Origin of the sequence: Pseudomonas sp. P39-UII1, from assembly GCF_039672635.1 — a bacterium.
GTDB lineage: Bacteria > Pseudomonadota > Gammaproteobacteria > Pseudomonadales > Pseudomonadaceae > Aquipseudomonas.
Map to the genome: position 1 here is coordinate 1 of NZ_JBDFPP010000023.1, position 21403 is coordinate 21403.

Sequence of the window (21403 nt, forward strand, 5' to 3'; positions counted from 1 at the left end):
CAATCTGATCAACCACCGCCAATTTAAAAGACAGTGAGTAATCTCGCTGTGTGCGCTTTACACCTTGCTCCATCTGACTCTCCGGAAATTCGGGATGGGAGGTGTAAACCTTATTCAGGACGGGACAATGCGAAGAAAAAAGGCGACCCCTAAAGGTCGCCTTTTTTTGTTACTTGACCACCTTCAGGCTTGGCCGACCACTCGGACGCGGTGGCTGACCACCCCCTTCCGGCGGGCCATCGTCATCCGGCTCCACGTCATCATTCTCCAGCTCTTCACTGTCCAGCAACGACGGCTCGAGCTCAAAGACCATGCCTTGGCCGTTCTCACGGGCGTAAATACCCAGAATGGCGCCGACCGGCACGAACAGCGAATGGGCAACACCGCCGAAGCGCCCCTCGAAGCTCACCGCATCGTTGTCCATGTGCAGGTTGCGCACGGCACTCGGAGAAATGTTCAGGACGATCTGGCCGTCACTGGCAAAACCTTGCGGCACCTGGACAGCCGGAAACTCGGCATTGACCAGCATATGAGGGGTGCAATCGTTGTCGACGATCCACTCGTACAGTGCTCGAACCAGATAGGGGCGACTGGAGTTCATCAACAGCTCCTTAAAGCTTGCGCATTTCATGTTCAACGGAGGACAGGCTGGCCAGGAATGGCTCACGGGCAAACTGCCGCTCCATGTAATCAAGCAGCGGCTTGGCTTGCCGCGGCAATTCGATACCCAGCACCGGCAAACGCCAGAGTATGGGCAATAGACAACAATCGACCAGGCTTTGCTCATCACTCATGAAGCAAGCGAACTCACCGAACAGCGGTGAGACCCCGGTCAGGCTCTCTCGTAGCGCCTTGCGCGCCTCGGCGCGGGCGGCATCGCTGCTGCGCGGGTCGAGCACGGTATCGGCCAGCGCGCACCAGTCACGCTGGATGCGGTGTATCAGCAAACGGCTGTTACCACGCGCCACCGGATACACCGGCATCAGTGGCGGGTGCGGGTAACGCTCCTCGAGGTATTCCATCACCACGGTCGACTCATACAACGCCAGGTCACGATCGACCAGGGTCGGCACGCTGCCGTAAGGGTTCACCTCAACCAGCTTGGGCGGCAGGCGGCCGGGATCGACGTCGATGATCTGTACGCTGACACCTTTCTCGGCGAGAACGAGGCGTACCCGATGAGAATAATGGTCAGCGGGATCGGAATAGCAGGCTAACCGGTTGGTCGCGCCCATGTAGCGCCTCCTCGCAAGGCATGCGTAAAACTCTAAATGAAAACGCGCCCGGGGCAGCCTGGCAATATTGCTAGGCTCCCCCGGGCGCGTTCAACTACCAGAAACTACTGCGTGATCAGTGCACGTCCTTCCAGTATTCGCGCTTGAGCAAGTAGGCGAACACGAAGAAGAAAGCCAGGTACAGCAACACGTAGGTACCGATGCGCTGGCTTTCCAGTTTGACCGGGTTGGCCGAATAGGCCAGGAAGGTCACCAGGTTCTTGACCTTCTCGTCGAACTGCTCGGCCGTCAGGGTACCGGAATTCGGCGTGATGGTCAGCTGGTCACACGCTTCATGCGTCAGCGGGCTCCCCGTCAATGGGTCGAATTGTTTCTTGCCATCAACGACCATCTGCACCTGCTTGCAGCCAATCACCTGGTTACCCTGCAGGCCGACCAGCACGTTGGGCATGCCAACGTTCGGGAACACCTTGTTGTTCACGCCGTACGGGCGCGAAGGGTCTTCGTAGAAGCTGCGCAGGTAGCTGTACAGCCAGTCAGTGCCGCGCACCCGGGCGACCAGGGTCAAGTCAGGCGGCGCTGCACCGAACCAGGTCTTGGCATCACTGGGCTTCATGCCGATGGTCATGTGGTCACCGATCTTGGCACCGGTGAACACCAGCTTCTCCAGCATCAGCTCATGGGGAATCCCCAGGTCGTCGGCAACACGCTCATAGCGCTGGAACTTGGCGCTGTGGCAGCCCATGCAATAGTTGGCAAAGGTCCGCGCACCGTCCTGCATGGCGGCCTTGTCCGCCAGGTCGATATCGACCTTGTCCAGCTCCAGGCCATGTTCGGCAGCGAAGGAAAAGGCGGGCATCACTGCCAGCAAAAATACTGCAATCAACTTTTTCATCAGCCAGTCACCCTTTCCGGAACCGGTTTGGTCTTCTCAAGCCTTGTGTAGAACGGCATCAGCAGGAAGTAGGCGAAGTACAACACCGTGCACACCTGCGAGAGCAAGGTGCGCCCCGGCGTCGGTGCCAGTACCCCCAGCACGCCGAGGATGACGAAGGCTATGCAGAACACCAGCAGGAAGACCTTGCTGATCCAGCCCTTGTAGCGCATGGAGCGCACCGGGCTGCGGTCGAGCCATGGCAATACGAACAGCACGGCGATGGCAGCGCCCATCGCGATCACGCCCAGCAGCTTGTCGGGCACCGCGCGCAAGATCGCGTAGAACGGCGTGAAGTACCAGACCGGCGCGATATGCTCAGGCGTCTTGAACGCGTTGGCCTGCTCGAAGTTGGGTTTTTCCAGGAAGTAACCACCCATTTCCGGGAAGAAGAACACCACTGCGCAGAATACGAAGAGAAACACCACTACCCCGACAATGTCTTTGACGGTGTAGTACGGGTGGAACGGGATGCCGTCGAGCGGAATACCGTTCTCGTCCTTTTTCTTCTTGATGTCGACCCCATCCGGGTTGTTCGAGCCCACCTCGTGCAGGGCCAGAATATGCAGCACGACCAGCCCGAGAATGACGATTGGCAGGGCCACCACATGCAGCGCGAAGAAGCGGTTGAGGGTAATGCCGGAGATCAGGTAGTCGCCGCGAATCCACTGGGTAAGGTCGCCACCAATCACCGGGATGGCACCAAACAGCGAGATGATCACCTGGGCACCCCAGTACGACATCTGCCCCCACGGCAGCAGGTAGCCCATGAAGGCCTCTGCCATCAGCGCCAGGTAGATCAGCATGCCGAACAGCCACACCAACTCGCGCGGCTTCTGGTAGGAGCCGTAGAGCAGGCCGCGGAACATGTGCAGGTAGACCACGATAAAGAACGCCGAAGCCCCCGTAGAATGCAGGTAGCGCAATATCCAACCGTACTCCACGTCACGCATGATGTACTCGACCGAGGCAAAGGCCTCTTCAGCCGAGGGCGTGAAGCTCATGGTCAACCACACGCCAGTGACGATCTGGTTGACCAGCACCAGCAGCGCCAGCGAGCCGAAGAAATACAGGAAGTTGAAGTTCTTGGGCGCGTAATACTTGCTCAGGTGGTCTTCCCACATCTTGGTGGCGGGGAAGCGAGCGTCAATCCAGTCCATGAACTTGCTCATCATGCTTTCTCCTGGTCGACGCCGATGACGACAATGTCATCCGACTCGTAAGAGTGCGGTGGCACTGGCAGGTTGAGAGGCGCCGGCTGCGACTTGTACACACGGCCAGCCAGGTCGTAATGGGAGCCGTGGCACGGGCAGAAATAGCCACCCACCCATTTCGGCCCCAGGTCGGCGGGCGCGACTTCCGGGCGGAAGGTCGGCGAGCAGCCCAGGTGCGTGCACAGGCCTACGAGGATGAGCAGTTCTGGCTTGATGGAGCGAACTTCCGGGTCGACGTAGGTCGGCTGCTCCGACGCTTTCGACTCAGGGTCAGACAGCTCCCCAGTGAGTTTCTTGAGATTCCCGAGGATTTCTTGCGTTCGCCGCACGATGAAAACGGGCTGCCCCCGCCATTCCGCGACCATCTGCTGCCCAGGCTCCACCTTGGCGATATTCACCTTCACCGGTGCACCGGCAGCCTTTGCCTTGGCACTGGGAAACCATGACCCCACGAACGGTACCGCAGCCCCCACTGCCCCCGCTGCCCCGACCACGGATGTCGCGGCTACGAGGAAGCGGCGCCGGCCTGCGTTGACGCCGTCATTGCTCATTCAGTCCTCTCCCATCAGCTTGCTTGGCCTGTTGAACCAGGCCTGTACTTAGGTAATGTCTGTGGCACTAAAAGTTGGCCGCCATGGTAAGAAACAAAACCACACAGTGACAAGGTGATTAGCCGGGGTACGGCTACAACCCTCGCTTTGCTTGATCTGCGTCTATGCGGCGGGTCGCCCCGGACATGCTGACAGGTTAGTTCAAGACATAAAAAAAGCCCGGTTCCAAGGAACCGGGCTTTTTTCGACTGCCGAAGCGGTATTAACGCTTGGAGTACTGAGGACGCTTACGCGCTTTACGCAGACCCACTTTCTTACGCTCGACTTCACGAGCGTCGCGGGTAACGAAGCCAGCACGACGCAGAGCGCCACGCAGAGTTTCGTCGTATTCCATCAGAGCGCGGGTGATACCGTGACGGATCGCACCGGCTTGACCGCTGACACCACCACCGGCAACGGTGACGTAGATGTCGAACTTCTCGGTGGTTTCGGTCAGCTCGAGCGGCTGACGAACAACCATGCGAGCGGTTTCGCGACCGAAGAACACGTCCAGAGAACGGTTGTTGATGGAGATGTTACCAGTACCCGGACGCAGGAAAACGCGAGCGGTTGCGGTCTTGCGACGGCCAGTGCCGTAATTTTGAGTCGCCGACATAATGAACTATCCCGTTAGATCTTCAGTTCTTGAGGCTGCTGAGCAGTGTGTGGGTGAGCAGCACCCGCGTACACTTTCAGCTTACGGTACATGTCGCGACCCAGCGGGTTCTTCGGCAGCATGCCTTTGACCGCGGTTTCGATAACACGCTCAGGGGCTTTGGCGATCAACTTCTCGAAGTTGATTTCCTTGATGCCGCCTGGGAAGCCGGAGTGGGAGTAGTACATCTTGTCGGAAGACTTGGCGCCAGTTACACGGATCTGCTCGGCGTTGATGACGACGATGTAGTCGCCGGTGTCAACGTGAGGGGTGTATTCTGGTTTGTGTTTGCCACGCAGACGGCTAGCGATTTCGGTAGCCAGACGACCCAGGGTCTGACCAGCGGCGTCGACTACGAACCACTCGCGCTTTACTGTTTCCGGTTTAGCAGTAAAAGTTTTCATTCTCTAAAGCCTCAGAGGCCGCCCAGCGAAAAATAGACGGCGAATCTTACTGGATAGTGCACAGCTTGCCAAGGGCAAGCGCGCAGCCGAACACAGACGCTTTTGGGGGCTCGGGTCGGGCACGCCAATGTTCGACGGGGTTCTTCCTGCGCGGCGGTGCATCACTCCCACCACACGGAGAGGTGCCGAATTATCCAGATTGCGCGAAAAATTTCAACCTGCTTTTATGGGCTTCTTTGCCAAGGAGTGTTTTCCCGATGGAATACCGCAAGCTCGGCCGTACCGATCTCGACGTCAGCGCCCTGTGCCTGGGCACCATGACCTGGGGCGAGCAGAACGACGAGGCCGAGGCCTTTGCCCAGATCAATCGAGCCAAGGCCAGCGGGGTCAACTTCATCGACACCGCCGAAATGTACCCGGTCCCTCCCCGCCCCGAAACCTACGCCGCCACCGAACGCATCATCGGCAACTGGTTCCGCCAGCACGGCGACCGCGATGACTGGATCCTGGCCAGCAAGGTGGCAGGCCCCGGCAACGGCATCAGCCATATCCGCGATGGCCAGCTCAAGCACAACCGCCAGCACATCGTTGCAGCGCTGGACGCCAGCCTCGAACGGCTAAGCACGGACCGCATCGACCTTTACCAGCTGCACTGGCCGGAACGCAGCACCAACTTCTTCGGCAAGCTGGGCTACCAGCATCTGCCACACGACCACTTCACCCCGCTGGAGGAAACCCTGGAAGTGCTCGATGAACAGGTGCGGGCGGGCAAGGTCCGCCACATCGGCCTGTCCAACGAAACGCCGTGGGGCACCATGAAGTTCCTGCAGCTGGCGGAAAGCCGCGGCTGGCCGCGCGCGGTGTCGATCCAGAACCCGTACAACCTGCTCAACCGCAGCTTTGAAGTGGGCCTGGCGGAAGTGGCCATCCGCGAGCAGTGCGGCCTGTTGGCGTACTCGCCACTGGCTTTCGGCATGCTCTCGGGCAAATACGAGAACGGCGCGCGCCCGGAAAAAGGCCGCCTCACCCTGTTCAGCCGCTTCGCCCGCTACTCCAACCCGCAGACCGTGGCGGCCTGCAGCCGCTATGTGCAACTGGCCCGGGACCATGGCCTGGACCCGGCACAGATGGCCCTGGCGTTCGTCACACGCCAGCCGTTCGTGACCAGCAACATCATGGGTGCCACCGACCTGGTGCAGCTGGAGAGCAACCTCAAGAGCGTGGAGCTGAACCTGAGTGACGAGCTGTTGGCGGCTATCGAAGCGATCCATCAGGACCAGCCGAACCCTGCGCCGTAGCCGGGAAGGGGCCGCGTTGCGGCCCTTTCTCGACACGAGGCCGCTGCTACATTCTGCGGGGTAGACACAATCGCCAAAAAATAAGACGATCCAGCCGGTGATTGACCACTCTACCCTATAAGAACAATGACAATGATGTTTACCCAACCCTCCGCGTCGTTGCGGCGCGTCAGCATCCTGGCCATTGACAAGGTGTTCGCTTCGACCTTGATGCAGGCCAAGGATTTCTTCCACCTCGCCAGCCTGCGTTACAGCAAGCAGCTGGGCCTGGGCTTGCAGCCCATGTTCGAGATCAGCCTGGTGAGCCCGGACGGCCAGCCCGTGGACAGTTTCAGCAATGTGCAGCTGCCGGTCGATGGCGGCCTGGACGATGCCGATGTGATCATCCTCCCTGCCTTCTGGGAAGACTTCGACAACCTGTTGCAGCAGTACCCACAGGTGCTGCCATGGCTGCGCGCGCAGCATGCGCGGGGTGCCGTGCTCTGCGCCGAGGCCAGCGGGGTGTTCTGGCTGGCTGAGTCAGGCCTGCTCGACGGCAAGGAGGCGACTACCTACTGGCGCTTTTTCGCCAGTTTCGCCGAACGCTTCCCGAAGATCCGGCTGAACCAGGACAAGCACCTGACCGATGCCGACAACCTCTACTGCGCTGGCGGCACCACTTCGGCCTGCGACCTGTACATCTACCTGATCGAGCGTTTCTGCGGCGCCAACGTCGCCCGTGCCGTGGCCCGCGACATTCTCTATGAGGTGCAACGCAACTACACCCCTGGCCGCATGGGCTTTGGTGGCCAGAAGCTGCACCAGGACCTGATCATCCTGCAGATCCAGCATTGGCTGGAGGAACACTTCGCCGACAAGTTCCGCTTCGAGGACGTCGCCCGCAACCATGGCATGAGCATTCGCAACTTCATGCGTCGTTTCCAGGGCGCGACCGGCGACAAGCCATTGCATTACCTGCAGCGGCTACGGATCGAAACGGCCAAGGGGTTGCTCTCCAGTACGCGCAAGAGCATCAAGACCATCAGTTATGAGGTCGGCTACGACGATGCCAGCTTCTTCGCGCGGCTGTTCCGCCAGCATACGGAGTTGTCGCCGAACCAGTATCGGCAGCAGTTCATGCAAGAGGCCTGAAATGGCTGGGGCCGCTGTGGGAGCGGGCTTGTCCCGCGAAGCGGCCAACGCGGTGACTGGCACCGGCTTCGCCGGTGTTCGCGGGACAAGCCCGCTCCCACAACTTTAATGATTACGGCTTGTGCGCGCGCGACAGGAATTCGTGCGACTGCATTTCCAGCAACCGGCTCAGGGTACGCTGGAACTCGAACGCCAGCCGGCCACCGGTGTACAGGTCTTTGAGCTCCACCTCAGCCGAAATGATCAGCTTGACGTTGCGGTCGTAGAACTCGTCCACCATGTTGATGAAGCGCCGGGCGATGTCGTCGGTGGCGACACTCATCTGCTCGACGTTGCTCAGCAGCACGGCATGGAAGATCTTGCCCAGTTCGATGTAGTCGTTCTGGCTGCGCGGCCCGTCACACAGGGCGCGGAAGTCGAACCAGGCGACGTCGTCACAGGTACGCAGGGCGTGGATCGGGCGGTTTTCGATCATCAGTACGTCATTGTCGACAGCCTGGGTGCACTCCGGCGTCAGCGCCTTGAAGCTTGCACGCATGCTCTGCTCGGCCGCCTCGTTCAACGGGTAGTGGAACAGCTCGGCCTGCTCCAGGTGACGCAGGCGGTAGTCGACGCCGCTGTCGACGTTCACCACGTCGGTGTACTGCTTGATCATGGCGATGGCCGGCAAGAAGCGCGCACGTTGCAGGCCGTCCTTGTACAAGCCGTCCGGGACGATGTTGGAGGTCGCCACCAGCGATACGCCATTCTTGAACAGCTCTTCCATCAGGGTGCCGAGAATCATGGCATCGGTGATGTCGGAAACGAAGAATTCGTCGAAGCAGATCACCCGGGCTTCTTCACTGAAGCGCTTGGCAATGATGGTCAGCGGGTTTTTCTCACCCTTGAGGGTTTTCATTTCCTCGTGCACGCGCTTCATGAAGCGATGGAAGTGCGTACGCATCTTCTGCTTGAACGGCAGCGCCTCGAAGAAGGTATCGACCAGATAGGTCTTGCCTCGGCCTACCCCGCCCCAGAAATACAGGCCCTTGACCGGCGTCTGCTCCTTTTTGCCGAACAACTTGCCGAACACGCCGGGCTTGTTGTTCTGCGCCGCCACCAGGTCGTCGTACAGACGCTGGAGGTGACGCACCGCAGTTTCCTGCGCCGCATCATGGAAGAAGTCGGGACGTTTCAGATCTGCTTGATATCGTTCTAGGGGCGTCATGATTTCGTTAGCGAGGCAACAAAAAACGGGCCGTCACTGTAGCGACCGGCCCGCTTAATGGCAATCAGACTTGCGTCAAACTGTCTCAGTCCGCACGCAGTCCCTGTAGGAGCGGCTTCAGCCGCGAACACGGGCCAAGCCCGTGCCAGGCACCGCGGCGCCTGCTTCGCGGATAAATCCGCTCCTACAAAGGCTGGAGCGCTTCACGCAAGCGTTCGACGGCCGTGTCACGGGCTTCGGCGCTGTCGAACTGCGGCCCGTCTGCAACCTGCTCATCACCCAGCCACAGGCTGAAGCCCAGGCCTTCGACACGCACGTCGGCTTCGCCGCCCTGCTGCAATTGCTTGCTTACGGCACCCGCGCTCTTGCCGTCGGCGAAGCTGCGCGACAGCAAAAGTTGCTCGCCATCGGCGGCCAGCAAGCGGAAACGGAAGCTGCCGTCCTCATCACGGAAACTGACGAAACGCGCGCTCTTGGCGGCTTTTTTCTTCACTTCGGTCGTGGCCTGCACGCTGCTGCGGAACGAGCGCAGGCCAACGGCCTCGCGCAGTTGCTCGAGAAACGGCGTGGCGATCTTGCGCGCCTTGGTGGCGCCAGCCAGAAGGATGTCTTCCAGGTCCGCCGGGCGTGAAATCAGCTGGTGATAATGCTCGCGCTTCTCGGCCAGCTGGCCGTCGAGCAACTGGAACAGGCGCTGCTTGGCCTCACCCCAGCCCAGGCCCTGCAGCAGTTCTTCGCGGAACTCGGCACATTGCGCCGGCGACGAGAAGGCCTGGAACAGGGTGAACAGGTGCGAGTTGTCCGGGTCCTTGGCTTCGCCGGGCGCACGCGAATCGGTGACGATGCGCGAGATAGCGTCCTTCATGTCCTTGGCGCTGGTGAACAGCGGGATGGTGTTGTCGTAGCTCTTGGACATCTTGCGACCGTCCAGGCCCGGCAAGGTCGCCACGCTTTCCTCGATCACCGCCTCCGGCAGGGCGAAGAAGTCTTTGCCCTGGCCAAACAGGTGGTTGAAGCGCTGGCCGATATCACGGGCCATTTCCACGTGCTGGATCTGGTCGCGACCGACCGGCACCTTGTGAGCGTTGAACATCAGGATGTCCGCAGCCATCAGCACCGGGTAGCTGTACAAGCCCATGGTCACGCCGGCATCCGGGTCTTCGCCGGCCTCGAGGTTCTTGTCCACCGAAGCCTTGTAGGCGTGCGCGCGGTTGAGCAGGCCCTTGGCCGCAACGCAGGTCAGCAGCCAGGTCAGCTCGGGGATCTCGGGAATGTCGGACTGGCGGTAGAAGGTCACCTTGTCCGGGTCGAGGCCACCAGCCAGCCAGGTGGCGGCGATTTCAAGGCGCGAACGCTGAATGCGCAGCGGGTCGTCGCACTTGATCAGGGCGTGGTAGTCGGCCAGGAAGTAGAACGAATCGGCACCGGGCTGCTGGCTGGCGACGATGGCCGGGCGGATGGCGCCGGCGTAGTTGCCCAGGTGCGGGGTGCCGGTGGTGGTGATACCGGTGAGAATGCGCGTGGTCATGGGTGTTCGCTTATTCAGGCTTGGCTCAATTCGAAAGGCGCGGCAGCAGCAGATCCTTCAGATCGGTCAGCTTGCCATGGAAGAAGTGTCCGCATTCTGCCACTTTCAGCAGCTCATGGGGGCGCGACAGGCTGTCGGACCATTCGTAAACCAACTGCGGCGCGACGACTTCGTCGGCATCGGGCTGCACCACGGTGATCGGGCAACGCTGGGGCAGCGGGAACTCTGCGGTCAGGCGCATCACTGCCGGGGCAATCATGAACAGATGTTGCAGCGAGACATCGGCGCTTTCCAGCCGGCCCGCCAGGCTGGTAGCCACGAACCCACCGAACGAGAAGCCCATCAGCACCAGCGGCAATTGCGGATGTTTTTCACGCAGCCAGGCGGCGGCGGCCTCGGCATCAGCCACCTCGCCGGCGCCCATGTCATGGCTGCCGGCGCTCTGGCCCACGCCGCGGTAGTTGAAGCGCAGGGTCACGTAACCGGCATCACGCGCCGTGCGCTGAAGCGTCGAGACCACCTTGTTGAGCATGGTGCCGCCCTGGACCGGGTTGGGGTGGCAGATCAGCACCGCGCCGCGGGCGTCGGCCACGTCCAGGTACAAGGCTTCCAGCTGGCCGACAGGGCCGTCGATGAACAAGGGGGTTTCGCGGACAAGCAAGGCACTAACTCCGTGACCTCGAAGGGGGTCGATTCGTCTAGGTGAGGAATTCTGTTCTGATTTGCGATCGCTCGCGGTATACAGCGCAGGTCTGAGCCGTTAACGTAAAGCAAAGCCGTTTATAGAGGAAGGACTCGTGGAACTCTCGCTCCTTGTTTGGTTGTTGCCAACCCTGGCCCTGGTCATCGGTGTGGCGGTCGGTTTCATCGTGGCCCGCCTGCTGCCCAATGCGGCGCCCAGCAACACCCAGCGCCAACTGGATGACATCCAGAAGCGCTTCGACAGCTACCAGAACGAAGTGGTCACCCACTTCAACAGCACCGCCATGCTGGTCAAGAAACTGACCCAAAGCTACCAGGACGTGCAGGATCACCTGGCCGAAGGCGCCAACACCCTGGCCCTCGACGACGTCACCCGCCAGCGCCTGCTGGCTGCCCTGCACTCCGAAGCGGCCCAAGGCCCACGTGACCGCCTGACGCCGCCACGCGACACCGCCGAAGTGCCTCGAGACTACGCGCCAAAGACGCCGAACTCGCCGGGCATGCTCGATGAGAGCTACGGGCTCAAGCGCTGATGCGCTGAAATGAAACAAGGCCTCGCGAGAGGCCTTTTTCTTGGGCTGGTTTTACCGGCCTCTTCGCAGGCAAGCCCGCCCCCACAGAAAAACCAGTGCCCTTGAGCCCCCCACTGTACCTGCAGGAGCCGGCTTGCCGGCGATAGGGCCAGACCAGGCCACCTATCTGCAAGACCCCAACGCCTGCTTCACATCCGCGATCAAGTCCTCGACATCCTCCAACCCCACCGACAACCGCACCAACCCCTCCGAAATGCCATGGTGCGCACGCTCCTGCGGCGTATAGCTCGAATGCGTCATGCTCGCCGGGTGCTGGGCCAGCGACTCGGCATCGCCCAAACTCACCGCCCGCGCAAACAGCTGCAAGGCGTTCATGAAGCGCCGCCCCGCGTCGATCCCACCTTTGAGCTCGAACGCAATCATTCCACCTGGCAAGCGCATCTGGCGCTGGGCCAGCGCATGCTGTGCAAACGATGGCAACCCCGGGTAGTGGATCAGCTCGACCTGCGGTTGGCTCGCCAGAAACTGCGCCACCTGCTGCGCATTGGCGCAATGGCGGTCCATGCGCAAGGCCAAGGTCTTGATGCCTCGCATCAACAGCGAAGCGTCCTGCGCCGACAGCACCGCGCCGGTCATATCCTTCAGCCCTTCCAGGCGAATCCGGTCGATCAGCGCCTTGCGCCCGACCACCAGGCCCGCCGTGATATCTCCATGGCCGCTCAGGTATTTGGTCGCGGAATGCACCACCAGGTCGGCACCCATTTCCAGGGGCCGCTGCAAATAAGGTGTGCAATAGGTGTTGTCGACCACGATATGCACGTCATGCCCACGCGCTGCGTCGGCCACCGCTGCGATATCGACCAGTTGCATGTTGGGGTTGGCCGGGGTTTCGAAGTAGATCATCCGTGTCTTGCGGGTGATCGCTGCCTTGAGTGCCTCGATGTCGTTAAGGTCTACATGATGGATCTTGACCCCGAACTCGCCGATGCCATGGTGCAGGAAAGCAAACGTGCAGCCATACAACGTACGCCCAACGATCAGCTCGTCGCCCGGCCGTAGCAGCGTCCACATTGTCGAAGTGATGGCCCCCATCCCCGACGCCAATGCCAGCCCCGCCTCGCCCCCCTCCAGTGATGCCATGCGCTGTTCCAGCAACGCCAACGTCGGGTTGGAAATCCGACTGTAGACGTGCCCGCCCTCCTCCCCGGCAAAGCACGCCGCACCGTATTCGACGGTAGGGAAGGCATAAGTAGCAGTCTGATACACCGGCGGCACCAAGGCGCCGCCGTGGGAAAGCGGGTCGTAGCCATGATGAATGGCGCGTGTGGAGAAACCGTTGTTGTTATGGGAGTCGCGCATGGCAACAGCCTCTGGTGGTTTGCTATAAGCTTATGCCACCGAGCTGCCCGAATTTTTCCAAAATTGCCCACGCCTTCGCGGGCTTATTGGAATAAAAACAACAAAAACCACTTCAGGAGGGCAAACCATGCCTGCAAGCCTCGACCGCACCGACCGCGCCCTGCTCGCCGCCCTGCAGGACAACGCCCGCCTCACCGTTTCCGAACTTGCCGACCAGGTAGCATTGACCACCTCGCCCTGCTGGCGGCGGGTCAAACTGCTGGAGGACAACGGCTACATCACTGGCTACCAGGCGGTTCTTTCGCCCAAGTCACTGGGGTTCGGCGTCACCGCCTTCGTCAGCATCATGATGGATTCCCACACCAAGGACATGGCCTTGGCGTTCGAAAAGCGGCTGATGGAAATTCCCGAGATCGTGGCCTGCCACAACATCTCCGGGCGCTATGACTTCCTGCTGGAAATCCTGGCGCGGGACCTGGAGTCGTTTGGCGAATTTACCCGGGAAGTGCTGCAGCGGTTGCCGGGGGTGAAGGAGATTTACTCGAGTTTTTCCTACAAGGCGGTTAAGGAAAAACGCGTGATTCCTGTGTCGGAAACGCATATCTGAATCAGATCTTTCAAACCGGTGGGAATACTCCTACCGGTTGACAGACCGCGCCTGACATACGGGAAAAACTGCCTGGAGCACGCTTGCCATGTAGCTATCAGGAGGATGACTACATGGCTCAAAATGACACCATTCACTTACAGAACTCGTACGTTGATGCATCCAGAACGCTGCATATCAATGAAGCCGTCTGGATCAGCGCCCATGCCCCCGACCGAACTCCGCTAAGCCCTTTGCCTGGCGGTGGAGGGCCAGGATACGGCGGCTGGGGCCTTGACGCCGGCCGACCTCGAGGTACCGGAGGGCCTCCACGGTTTAACCACGAAAAGGGCTGGCGAACAGCATTCGGCGATGAACATCAGGCTGTCAGTAACGGCTACGCCGAACAATACGCTCCTACCCTGCAACAACTTCCCACACAAATTGCCGCGGAGAGAGCGGCCATTCAGCAGCAGGCGCACACTGCAGCGACCAGCCCCACCCAGCTTATCGAACTTCAACAACAGTTGATCACGGCAAACGTGCAACAAAAGCGTACCGAATACCTGCAAACCGTGCCAACGGCAACCGGGTTCTACGGCGCCATTCCCTTTTATAAACGCTACGACTCATTTGCGACTCGGCTCAATGATGACGGCGCGTTCGATTTGACTAGCTCGCCCGAGGAGTGGGGCAGACTAATCTGGGAAACTTTCAATGCATCAATCGACGCTGCCTACAGGCTCCACCTTATTGCAGAGAAGCACCGAGCACTGGCCAGCGATTTCCCCGCATTGGCCCAGCAAGTAGACCAAGCAGAGCTTGCGCAGACACCGGTAGATCTGCCCCGGGCGATTGATCGCAGAGCCAGGCAAATTCAACTGGAGCAGCAAATATGCTTTGACTGCCTGCCAAATTTCGTGCAGCAGCAGTTGATGCAGTCCGCCCCTGTTCAGGAAACCGACACGCTCAGCCAACGACTTTCGCTATATCTAAATGCCACCCATGCACTTATAAGGGCCAAGCGATCAGAAATCCCTGCTTTCAGCGAGCCCAACCCGAATATTGTCGGGCCGTTATCCAAGCCGCAGACCGAAGCACTGCAGCACCTTGTCGATGAACAGGCCACGCGAAGAGCGGGACCGCTTTGGGCAGACTATCACCGAGCACTCTCGCTAACGGAGTCCATTCGGCATCTGGAATGGTTCAGCGGCGCCATGAGCGGCCTGGTTCAACGCGCCATAGAGGTGGAGCAACTACAAGCCAGGCATGTAGCCGAGCAAGCAACGGCCGAGCAAGCTGCACGGCTTCAGGCAGAGGCCGAGCGACTGAATGCCGAACAAGCTGCACGACAACAAGCCGAGGCCGAACGGTTAGCCATCGAGGCCGAGCGTCAGAGACTTGAAGCGGCGCGGCAAAATATCAGCTACATCAACGAGGCCCGCGTCGCCTCTTCAACACCGAGCTTCATTCCTGTAGGTGCTGCGACATTCGGCATTGCCGAGGCCGCATCCACTGCTCTGCTGGAAGCGATCGCGGCGGCAGTTAGCCGAATGTCTGCGGCACTGGTATCCCTTCCCCCTCTTACCGTGGCGGTGCTGACTGCAGCCTGGCCATCAGCGCTCGGCAACGCTGAGCGGCGTTATCTGATCACCGCCCCTCTTTCCAGCCTCTCGCCTGCGGGCGGCCCGGACCTCGCAGCACTGGCCATGTCATCTGCCAGCGTCGACGTGCCGTATTTGCTCGCGGGGGATGAGAACGAGAACGAAATGGGGCTCTATGTAGTGCCGGGTGGCAAGCCGGTAGGGGTACGCGCGGCGACATTCGACAGCGAGCGGCAGGTTTACAGCCTCGCGCTGGACAATCCGCAGCGAATCCTGACATGGACGCCCGCGAGCGCGCCGGGCGATGAAGATGGAAACTCCACAAGCCTGCCTTCAGCACCACCGGGTACCGTCATTTATACCGGCAGCAGCCTGAACCCTGTAAGCACCGAGACGGAAAGCTACCCAGCGTTGGATTTACTGGATCAGGAACGGCTAATCATCACGTTCCCGATTGACTCGGGACTGCCGCCTATTCTGGTGGTGTTTAAAAGTCCACGCTATGAGCCGGGGACCGCTACAGGTGTCGGCATGCAGATAACGGGAACCTGGCTCGGAGACGGTACTCGGGAAAACGGCGCGTCAATCCCAGCACATATTGCTGACCGTCTCAGAGGTGCGGAATACAGAAATTTCGATGTATTCCGAACAAAATTCTGGAAGGCCATCGCTAATGATTCAGAGCTTTCGAAGCAATTTGACGAAAGAAGCTTGCGCCGGATGAGGAAAAACGGGAATGCTCCGCCAGTAGATGACAGTGACATCTACAGGAGTCAGGTATCTTTTGTGCTCCATCACTCCACGCCGATAAGTGAGGGCGGCGGAGTCTACGACATGGACAACATTAAAATCGTGACACCGGTGGCTCATAATAGAATTCATTATGGAGACAACCAATGATATTTAAAGAAAAACTCAGCGACTATACAGAAGAAGAATTCCTGGACTTCCTGAACGAAATCGACAGAGCAAATGACGACGAGCCTGACGCTGTACTAGCTCCTCTGCTACTACATTTCAGAAAAATCACTGAACATCCATCTGGTATTAATCTATTGTACAAGCCTGCTTCCAGCAAGGATGGTGAGCCACAGGAAATACTCAGAATCGTCAAGGAATGGCGCCTAGCTAACGGTAGAGATAGCTTCAAGACGTCCTGACAAAGTTCATTCAGAGGTCCTGATAACTCAGGCCCTCTGACCTCCCCACGCATGCAATCGAAAATTCCTACACATCAGTAAAAAATGCCCCACAGCCAAATAGGCCCTACTTAGGTTTATAAAATTCAAAGACTACGCCACCATCTTTTGACACTGCTCAAGAGAACTATCCTATGGCTGCTCATCTCCCCAATCACATTCTCAACAAGCTAGCCGCACAGACTTTCGATGACTTCGACCACTTCACCCAGGCAGTCTGGATGGCAATCGCCGAAGACCCCATCTACTCCCACCAATTCATCCCCTCCCAGCTCAACCGCATCAAACAGGGCTGGCCTCCCCACGCGCCCTTCCGTGATACCGCAAAAGGCCTGCTTTCTTACCAGATCAGCCATCTCAGCCCACCCGAATTCGGCGGCCTGATGTATGACGCCGACAACCTGCGCATCATGAGCGTCATGCAGTACGCGCTCTCTTCGGAGGTGGCGTGGTGATCAGCCAGAAACAAAACCTCGCGGACGACACCTATGCCGAGTTCGAGTCCGTAGTGGAAGCATTGCTGCAGGCTGCCGGCACTTCAGCTTGGCAAGATCGCCTGCTGGAGCACTTCATCGCTGTAGCAGGCCACCCCGACGGCTCGGACCTCATCTACTACACCGAAACCGCACACGAATGCCGCGCCGAGCAGGTGATCGCGCAGGTGGTGGCTTGGCGAAAATCGCAGGGACTTGCCTTGTTCAAGGATACGAAATGAGAAAAACTGCACTCTTGTTGATCCCGATTTTGGCAGGATGTGTCCATGGGAGACCCCTGCTTTTACCTGATAAGCAGGACCTGAAGTTCGCTTGCGACATGGACCCCTATAAACAAGGGTGCGAGAGGCGAAGCGACTACGATCAGCATTTCAAATCGATCGAGGGCAAGAAGGCCAGCTGGATCGAGGCTGTTGAATAGCGGTTTGGTCAACAGCGCGATCCGATCGGAGAGCGGCCATGAGCAGTGAGATACAGCGGTATGAAAACGACTTAAAACGAAAGGTACAGCAAGCACTGAACAACTCTCCGGAACTGGTGCGACAAATACGGATAGTGAGCGATTGCGGGGATTTCTTTATGCGCAGCAGTCGTGATGGTACCTCCTCAGGGGCTGAATAGACCCTTCAAGCACAACCTAGACCGAGCCAGCCCTTTCAACTTGTGCAACTGGCAACCCGTAACGGTTAGTGAAACATGCACGCTTCATAAACAAAAAACCCCGCCGAAGCGGGGTTTGGCATGGCAGCCAGTACTTAGATCGCGCCACGCTGACGCAGCACATCCAGCACCAACTTCACGCCTTCGTCGACACTGGTGTTCTGGGTATCGATCACCAGGTCTGCATCCAGCGGCACATCGAACGGGAAGCTCTCACCCGGGATATTGTCGCCACCAGCCGCATACAGGCCCTGCGGGTCACGCTCGCGGCACGCCAGCGGCGAGGCCTGAACGTAAACGGTCACCAGGCGCTCCTTGCCAATCAGTGCCTTGGCCTGTTCGCGGCCTTCGGCATCCGGGGCCACGAACGCGGCCAGGGTCAGCAGGCCGGCTTCGTTGAACTGGCGCGCCACATGGGCGGCGCGGCGCCAGTTCTCGGTGCGGCCAGCGCGGTCTTGTGGCAGGCCCTTGTTTAGGTCGTGGCGCAGGTTCTGCCCATCGAGCACGTACACCGCACGGCCCATGTCGAACAGCTTGCGCTCGACGGCGTAGGCCAGGGTGCTCTTGCCAGCGCCGGACAGGCCGCTGAACAGCACGGTGGCCGGCTGCTGGCCGAAGCGCAGCGCGCGCTCTTCGGTGGAAACGTGGGCCAGCTTGCCATGCTGACCGGTGCTGCCGTGTGGCAGCACTGGCGGGGCGATGATCATGCCGGCGCCGACGGTGCCGTTGGTCAGGCGGTCGATGACGATGAACGCACCGGTGGTGCGGTTGCTGTCGTAGCCGTCCAGGGCGATGGCGCTGTCAAGCGACACCTTGACGCGACCGATCTCGTTCAGTTGCAGCGCGCTGGCTGCGTCCTTCTCGAGCGTGTTCACATCGACCTTGTGGGTAATGCTTGCGATCGAGCCCGGCACATAGCTGGTGGCGCGCTTGATGTCGTATTTCTTGCCTGGGAGCATCGGCTCTTCGGCCATCCACACCAGCATGGCGTCGAACTGATCGGTCACCGGCGGCACGTTGTCGGCATGCACCAGCAGGTCGCCACGGGAGATGTCGATCTCGTCTTCCATGGTCAGAGTCACGGCCTGGCCTGGGCCGGCGTTTTCCAGTTCACCTTCGTAGGTGACGATCGATTTGACCCGGCTGCTCTTGCCCGAAGGCAGTACGACGATTTCGTCACCCTTGTGCACCACGCCGCTGGCGAGGGTGCCGGCGAAGCCGCGGAAGTTCAGGTTCGGGCGGTTGACGTACTGCACCGGGAAGCGCAGGTCGGTGAAGTTGCGGTCGGCCGCCACTTCCACGGTTTCGAGGATTTCCATCAGCGCGGGGCCGGTGTACCACGGCGAACGCTCGCTGCGGTTGACCACGTTGTCGCCCTTGAGCGCCGACATCGGCACGAAGTGCAGGCTGCTCGGGGTCAGGTTGATGGCCTCGGCAAACTTCAGGTAGTCAGCCTTGATTGCCTCGAAGACGCCTTCATCGAAGCCTTTGAGGTCCATCTTGTTGACCGCGACGACGATGTGCTTGATGCCCAGCAACGAGGCAATGTAGCTGTGGCGACGGGTCTGGGTCTGCACGCCATAGCGGGCATCGACCAGGATGATCGCCAGGTCACAGGTGGATGCACCGGTGGCCATGTTGCGGGTGTACTGCTCGTGGCCCGGGGTGTCGGCAATGATGAACTTGCGCTTGGCGGTGGAGAAGTAGCGGTAGGCGACATCGATGGTAATGCCCTGCTCACGCTCGGCCTGCAGGCCGTCGACCAGCAGCGCTAGGTCGACTTCTTCGCCGGTGGTGCCGGACTTCTTCGAATCACGGGTGATGGCTTCGAGGTGGTCCTCGTAGATCATCTTCGAATCGTGCAGCAGGCGCCCGATCAGGGTGCTCTTGCCGTCATCCACGTTGCCGCAGGTGAGGAAACGCAGCAGTTCTTTGCGCTCGTGCTGAGCCAGATAAGCGAGGATGTCTTCGCTGATCAAATCGGATTGGTGCGACATGGAGTAACCCTGAAAATTAGAAGTAGCCCTGACGTTTTTTGTCTTCCATGGAACCGGCGCCATCGTGGTCGATGACCCGGCCCTGGCGCTCGGAAGTGCGCGTCAGGAGCATTTCCTGAATGATGTCGGTCAGCGTTTCGGCTTCCGACTCGACAGCGCCCGTCAACGGGTAGCAACCGAGGGTACGGAAACGCACCTTCTTCTTGACGATGCGGGCTTTCTCTTCCTCGGAGAGGTGCTCGAGGATGCGCTCGTCGTCGATCATGATCAGGGTGCCGTTCTTCTCGATCACTTCACGCTCGGCGGCGAAGTACAGCGGCACGATCGGGATGCCTTCGAGGTAGATGTACTGCCAGATGTCCAGCTCGGTCCAGTTCGACAGCGGGAAGACGCGGATCGACTCGCCTTTGTTGACCTTGCCGTTGTACACGTTCCACAGCTCGGGGCGCTGGTTTTTCGGGTCCCAGCGGTGCTTGCTGTCACGGAACGAGTAGACGCGCTCCTTGGCCCGCGACTTCTCTTCGTCGCGGCGGGCTCCGCCGAAGGCGGCGTCGAAACCATGCTTGTCCAGTGCCTGCTTGAGGCCCTGGGTCTTCATGATGTCGGTGTGCTTGGAGCTGCCATGGGTGAACGGGTTGATGCCCTGCGCCACACCCTCGGGGTTGACGTGGGTGATCAGCTCCAGGCCCATTTCCTCGACCATCTTGTCGCGGAAGCTGTACATCTCCTGGAATTTCCACTGGGTGTCGACGTGCATCACCGGGAACGGCAGCTTGCCCGGGAAGAAGGCCTTGCGCGCCAGGTGCAGCATCACGGCGGAATCCTTGCCGATCGAGTACAGCATCACCGGGTTGTCGAACTCGGCGGCCACCTCGCGGATGATGTGGATGCTCTCCGCCTCCAGCTGTTTCAAGTGCGTCAGTTTGTCGACCATGGCTACTCACGAAAAACGATCTTATGGACGGCCTTCGGGCCGTGTTCGAGCGAGCCACTTTATCACAGCGGCTGATTCTATTTAGGCGCCGGGCTAGATCGAAAAGGTCTAACGATATGACTGAGGGTTTGGCTATCAATGCACCGCCCTACAGCTCACCTCCGGCTCCCATAGGCTCACCACACACCTTGAAGCCTGCAGTATTCCAGTGGGAGCCGGCTTGCCGGCGATGAGGCCGGAACAGGCCTCAGATCGGGTTCGGGCAATCGATGAACAGGTGCTCCACGGCAAACCGCCGGGCCAGGTAATCCCCCAGCGCCTGCACACCATAACGCTCGGTGGCATGGTGCCCGGCCGCAATGAAACTGACACCGTTTTCGCGGGCGCTGTGGTAGGTCTGCTCGGACGCCTCACCACTGATGAACAGGTCCACACCGGCCGCAATCGCGGTGTCGATGTAGCCCTGCCCGCCGCCGGTGCACCAGCCGACCCGGCGGATCATCGCGTCGCCTTCGACCAGCAGCGGCTCGCGCCCCATGACTTCCTGCACGCGTCGGGCAAAATCCCGCGCGGTCATGGGCTCGGCCAGTGAGCCAACCAGCCCCACCACCTTGGGGTTTTCAGGGTCAAGCGGCCCTTCAACCGTGATGTCCAGCTGCCGCGCCAGTTGCACGTTGTTGCCGACTTCCGGGTGCACGTCCAGGGGCAGATGGAACGCCAGCAGGCTGATGTCGTGCTTGAGCAGGGTTTTCAAGCGGCGCTGCTTGATGCCGGTGATGCACGGGTTCTCGCCCTTCCAGAAATAGCCGTGGTGCACCAGTATCAGGTCGGCCTCGGCCTCGACCGCCGCATCCAGCAACGCTTGGCTGGCGGTAACGCCGCTGACGATGCGGCTGACCTGCGGCCGGCCTTCGACCTGCAGGCCATTGGGGCAGTAATCCTGGATTTTCGCACTGCCCAGGTAGCGCTCGGCTTCCTCGACCAGGGTATTGAGGGCGACGGCCATGGAAAATCTCCTCGAAATCTGCACGTTCAACGGGAACAACGCCCGTATAATGGCCGCCATTATGGGCCGTCGCCGGCGTTGGGGAAACCGGTGTATGATCGCGCGCGTTTGCGCACCGCCGCGCCATCATGGC

General features: G+C 59.9%; 22 protein-coding genes. 8 read left to right on the plus strand and 14 right to left on the minus strand.

What is annotated here, in order from left to right; all coding sequences use genetic code 11:
* Positions 1-169: 169 nt before the first annotated feature.
* The 7 genes from ABEH27_RS21775 to rplM all read right to left on the minus strand — a co-directional run bounded on the left by ABEH27_RS21775 (position 170) and on the right by rplM (position 5032).
* Entirely contained in the window at positions 170-601 is a 432-nt protein-coding gene (locus tag ABEH27_RS21775) for a ClpXP protease specificity-enhancing factor (protein WP_346615546.1), read from the minus strand.
* A gap of 10 nt (positions 602-611) precedes the next feature.
* Complete coding sequence (locus ABEH27_RS21780) at positions 612-1235, minus strand: glutathione S-transferase N-terminal domain-containing protein (protein WP_346615548.1); 624 nt, start codon at positions 1233-1235, stop codon at positions 612-614.
* 115 nt (positions 1236-1350) lie between these two features.
* Complete coding sequence (locus ABEH27_RS21785; RefSeq protein ID WP_346615549.1) at positions 1351-2130, minus strand: cytochrome c1; 780 nt, start codon at positions 2128-2130, stop codon at positions 1351-1353.
* Positions 2130-3341 (minus strand): cytochrome bc complex cytochrome b subunit, encoded by a 1212-nt coding sequence (locus ABEH27_RS21790; protein WP_346615603.1) that lies wholly within the window; start codon positions 3339-3341, stop codon positions 2130-2132. Before ABEH27_RS21790 ends, ABEH27_RS21785 begins: the two co-directional genes overlap by 1 nt.
* The gene (gene petA, locus ABEH27_RS21795) at positions 3341-3934 is read right to left on the minus strand and encodes a ubiquinol-cytochrome c reductase iron-sulfur subunit (RefSeq protein WP_346615550.1); all 594 of its coding nucleotides are present in this window, start codon (positions 3932-3934) and stop codon (positions 3341-3343) included. Before petA ends, ABEH27_RS21790 begins: the two co-directional genes overlap by 1 nt.
* A 262-nt stretch (positions 3935-4196) precedes the next feature.
* On the minus strand, positions 4197-4589 hold the full coding sequence (rpsI, locus tag ABEH27_RS21800; protein WP_346615551.1) for a 30S ribosomal protein S9: 393 nt from the start codon (positions 4587-4589) through the stop codon (positions 4197-4199).
* A 14-nt stretch (positions 4590-4603) separates the two neighbouring features.
* Positions 4604-5032: a 50S ribosomal protein L13 gene (gene rplM, locus ABEH27_RS21805; RefSeq protein ID WP_008097538.1), complete on the minus strand. Its 429-nt coding sequence runs from the start codon at positions 5030-5032 to the stop codon at positions 4604-4606.
* Between the two features lie 257 nt (positions 5033-5289).
* Here rplM and ABEH27_RS21810 point away from each other — a divergent pair, with 257 nt between their 5' ends.
* Positions 5290-6330 (plus strand): NADP(H)-dependent aldo-keto reductase, encoded by a 1041-nt coding sequence (locus ABEH27_RS21810; protein WP_346615552.1) that lies wholly within the window; start codon positions 5290-5292, stop codon positions 6328-6330.
* Positions 6331-6540: 210 nt separating this feature from the next.
* A complete protein-coding gene (locus tag ABEH27_RS21815) occupies positions 6541-7461 on the plus strand; it encodes a GlxA family transcriptional regulator (protein WP_346615604.1) in 921 nt (306 codons plus the stop codon).
* A gap of 112 nt (positions 7462-7573) precedes the next feature.
* Here ABEH27_RS21815 and zapE read toward each other — a convergent pair whose 3' ends face one another.
* The 3 genes from zapE to ABEH27_RS21830 form a co-directional block, all read right to left on the minus strand.
* Entirely contained in the window at positions 7574-8668 is a 1095-nt protein-coding gene (gene zapE, locus ABEH27_RS21820; RefSeq protein ID WP_346615553.1) for a cell division protein ZapE, read from the minus strand.
* A 184-nt stretch (positions 8669-8852) separates the two neighbouring features.
* A complete protein-coding gene (locus ABEH27_RS21825; protein WP_346615554.1) occupies positions 8853-10196 on the minus strand; it encodes a tryptophan--tRNA ligase in 1344 nt (447 codons plus the stop codon).
* Positions 10197-10221: 25 nt separating this feature from the next.
* Positions 10222-10857 (minus strand): alpha/beta fold hydrolase, encoded by a 636-nt coding sequence (locus ABEH27_RS21830; protein WP_346615555.1) that lies wholly within the window; start codon positions 10855-10857, stop codon positions 10222-10224.
* A 136-nt stretch (positions 10858-10993) separates the two neighbouring features.
* Here ABEH27_RS21830 and ABEH27_RS21835 point away from each other — a divergent pair, with 136 nt between their 5' ends.
* Positions 10994-11431, plus strand: coding sequence for a DUF1043 family protein (locus ABEH27_RS21835; protein WP_346615556.1), 438 nt, complete (start codon positions 10994-10996; stop codon positions 11429-11431).
* Positions 11432-11593: 162 nt separating this feature from the next.
* Here ABEH27_RS21835 and ABEH27_RS21840 read toward each other — a convergent pair whose 3' ends face one another.
* A complete protein-coding gene (locus ABEH27_RS21840; RefSeq protein ID WP_346615557.1) occupies positions 11594-12790 on the minus strand; it encodes a methionine gamma-lyase in 1197 nt (398 codons plus the stop codon).
* Positions 12791-12917: 127 nt separating this feature from the next.
* On the opposite strand from ABEH27_RS21840, the gene ABEH27_RS21845 reads away from it, so the two are divergent.
* From ABEH27_RS21845 to ABEH27_RS21865, 5 genes are all read left to right on the plus strand, one after another.
* On the plus strand, positions 12918-13397 hold the full coding sequence (locus tag ABEH27_RS21845; protein ID WP_346615558.1) for an Lrp/AsnC family transcriptional regulator: 480 nt from the start codon (positions 12918-12920) through the stop codon (positions 13395-13397).
* Positions 13398-13510: 113 nt separating this feature from the next.
* Positions 13511-15880 carry an S-type pyocin domain-containing protein gene (locus ABEH27_RS21850; RefSeq protein ID WP_346615559.1) on the plus strand — a complete coding sequence of 790 codons (2370 nt, stop codon included), beginning with the start codon at positions 13511-13513 and terminating at the stop codon, positions 15878-15880.
* Positions 15877-16140, plus strand: coding sequence for a bacteriocin immunity protein (locus ABEH27_RS21855; RefSeq protein WP_346615560.1), 264 nt, complete (start codon positions 15877-15879; stop codon positions 16138-16140). The genes ABEH27_RS21850 and ABEH27_RS21855 overlap by 4 nt, the downstream gene beginning before the upstream one ends.
* 173 nt (positions 16141-16313) lie before the next feature.
* Entirely contained in the window at positions 16314-16634 is a 321-nt protein-coding gene (locus ABEH27_RS21860; RefSeq protein ID WP_346615561.1) for an S-type pyocin, read from the plus strand.
* Complete coding sequence (locus ABEH27_RS21865) at positions 16631-16894, plus strand: bacteriocin immunity protein (RefSeq protein WP_346615562.1); 264 nt, start codon at positions 16631-16633, stop codon at positions 16892-16894. The genes ABEH27_RS21860 and ABEH27_RS21865 overlap by 4 nt, the downstream gene beginning before the upstream one ends.
* A gap of 534 nt (positions 16895-17428) precedes the next feature.
* On the opposite strand, the gene cysN is transcribed toward ABEH27_RS21865, so the two are convergent.
* The 3 genes from cysN to ABEH27_RS21880 all read right to left on the minus strand — a co-directional run bounded on the left by cysN (position 17429) and on the right by ABEH27_RS21880 (position 21270).
* Positions 17429-19330 (minus strand): sulfate adenylyltransferase subunit CysN, encoded by a 1902-nt coding sequence (cysN, locus tag ABEH27_RS21870; RefSeq protein WP_346615563.1) that lies wholly within the window; start codon positions 19328-19330, stop codon positions 17429-17431.
* A 16-nt stretch (positions 19331-19346) separates the two neighbouring features.
* Positions 19347-20264, minus strand: coding sequence for a sulfate adenylyltransferase subunit CysD (gene cysD, locus ABEH27_RS21875; protein WP_003251799.1), 918 nt, complete (start codon positions 20262-20264; stop codon positions 19347-19349).
* A 247-nt stretch (positions 20265-20511) separates the two neighbouring features.
* Entirely contained in the window at positions 20512-21270 is a 759-nt protein-coding gene (locus ABEH27_RS21880) for a Nif3-like dinuclear metal center hexameric protein (protein WP_346615564.1), read from the minus strand.
* Positions 21271-21403 lie beyond the last annotated feature (133 nt).

Bases quoted from the DNA above. Each gene is read 5' to 3' on its own strand.
- ABEH27_RS21860 (WP_346615561.1), top strand. From the start codon at position 16,314: ATGGCTGCTCATCTCCCCAATCACATTCTCAACAAGCTAGCCGCACAG.
- ABEH27_RS21850 (WP_346615559.1), top strand. From the start codon at position 13,511: ATGGCTCAAAATGACACCATTCACTTACAGAACTCGTACGTTGATGCA.
- cysN (WP_346615563.1), bottom strand. From the start codon at position 19,330: ATGTCGCACCAATCCGATTTGATCAGCGAAGACATCCTCGCTTATCTG.
- ABEH27_RS21785 (WP_346615549.1), bottom strand. From the start codon at position 2,130: ATGAAAAAGTTGATTGCAGTATTTTTGCTGGCAGTGATGCCCGCCTTT.
- rpsI (WP_346615551.1), bottom strand. From the start codon at position 4,589: ATGTCGGCGACTCAAAATTACGGCACTGGCCGTCGCAAGACCGCAACC.
- ABEH27_RS21845 (WP_346615558.1), top strand. From the start codon at position 12,918: ATGCCTGCAAGCCTCGACCGCACCGACCGCGCCCTGCTCGCCGCCCTG.
- ABEH27_RS21880 (WP_346615564.1), bottom strand. From the start codon at position 21,270: ATGGCCGTCGCCCTCAATACCCTGGTCGAGGAAGCCGAGCGCTACCTG.
- ABEH27_RS21790 (WP_346615603.1), bottom strand. From the start codon at position 3,341: ATGAGCAAGTTCATGGACTGGATTGACGCTCGCTTCCCCGCCACCAAG.
- ABEH27_RS21815 (WP_346615604.1), top strand. From the start codon at position 6,541: ATGCAGGCCAAGGATTTCTTCCACCTCGCCAGCCTGCGTTACAGCAAG.
- ABEH27_RS21810 (WP_346615552.1), top strand. From the start codon at position 5,290: ATGGAATACCGCAAGCTCGGCCGTACCGATCTCGACGTCAGCGCCCTG.
- ABEH27_RS21855 (WP_346615560.1), top strand. From the start codon at position 15,877: ATGATATTTAAAGAAAAACTCAGCGACTATACAGAAGAAGAATTCCTG.
- petA (WP_346615550.1), bottom strand. From the start codon at position 3,934: ATGAGCAATGACGGCGTCAACGCAGGCCGGCGCCGCTTCCTCGTAGCC.
- zapE (WP_346615553.1), bottom strand. From the start codon at position 8,668: ATGACGCCCCTAGAACGATATCAAGCAGATCTGAAACGTCCCGACTTC.
- cysD (WP_003251799.1), bottom strand. From the start codon at position 20,264: ATGGTCGACAAACTGACGCACTTGAAACAGCTGGAGGCGGAGAGCATC.
- ABEH27_RS21825 (WP_346615554.1), bottom strand. From the start codon at position 10,196: ATGACCACGCGCATTCTCACCGGTATCACCACCACCGGCACCCCGCAC.
- rplM (WP_008097538.1), bottom strand. From the start codon at position 5,032: ATGAAAACTTTTACTGCTAAACCGGAAACAGTAAAGCGCGAGTGGTTC.
- ABEH27_RS21775 (WP_346615546.1), bottom strand. From the start codon at position 601: ATGAACTCCAGTCGCCCCTATCTGGTTCGAGCACTGTACGAGTGGATC.
- ABEH27_RS21780 (WP_346615548.1), bottom strand. From the start codon at position 1,235: ATGGGCGCGACCAACCGGTTAGCCTGCTATTCCGATCCCGCTGACCAT.
- ABEH27_RS21840 (WP_346615557.1), bottom strand. From the start codon at position 12,790: ATGCGCGACTCCCATAACAACAACGGTTTCTCCACACGCGCCATTCAT.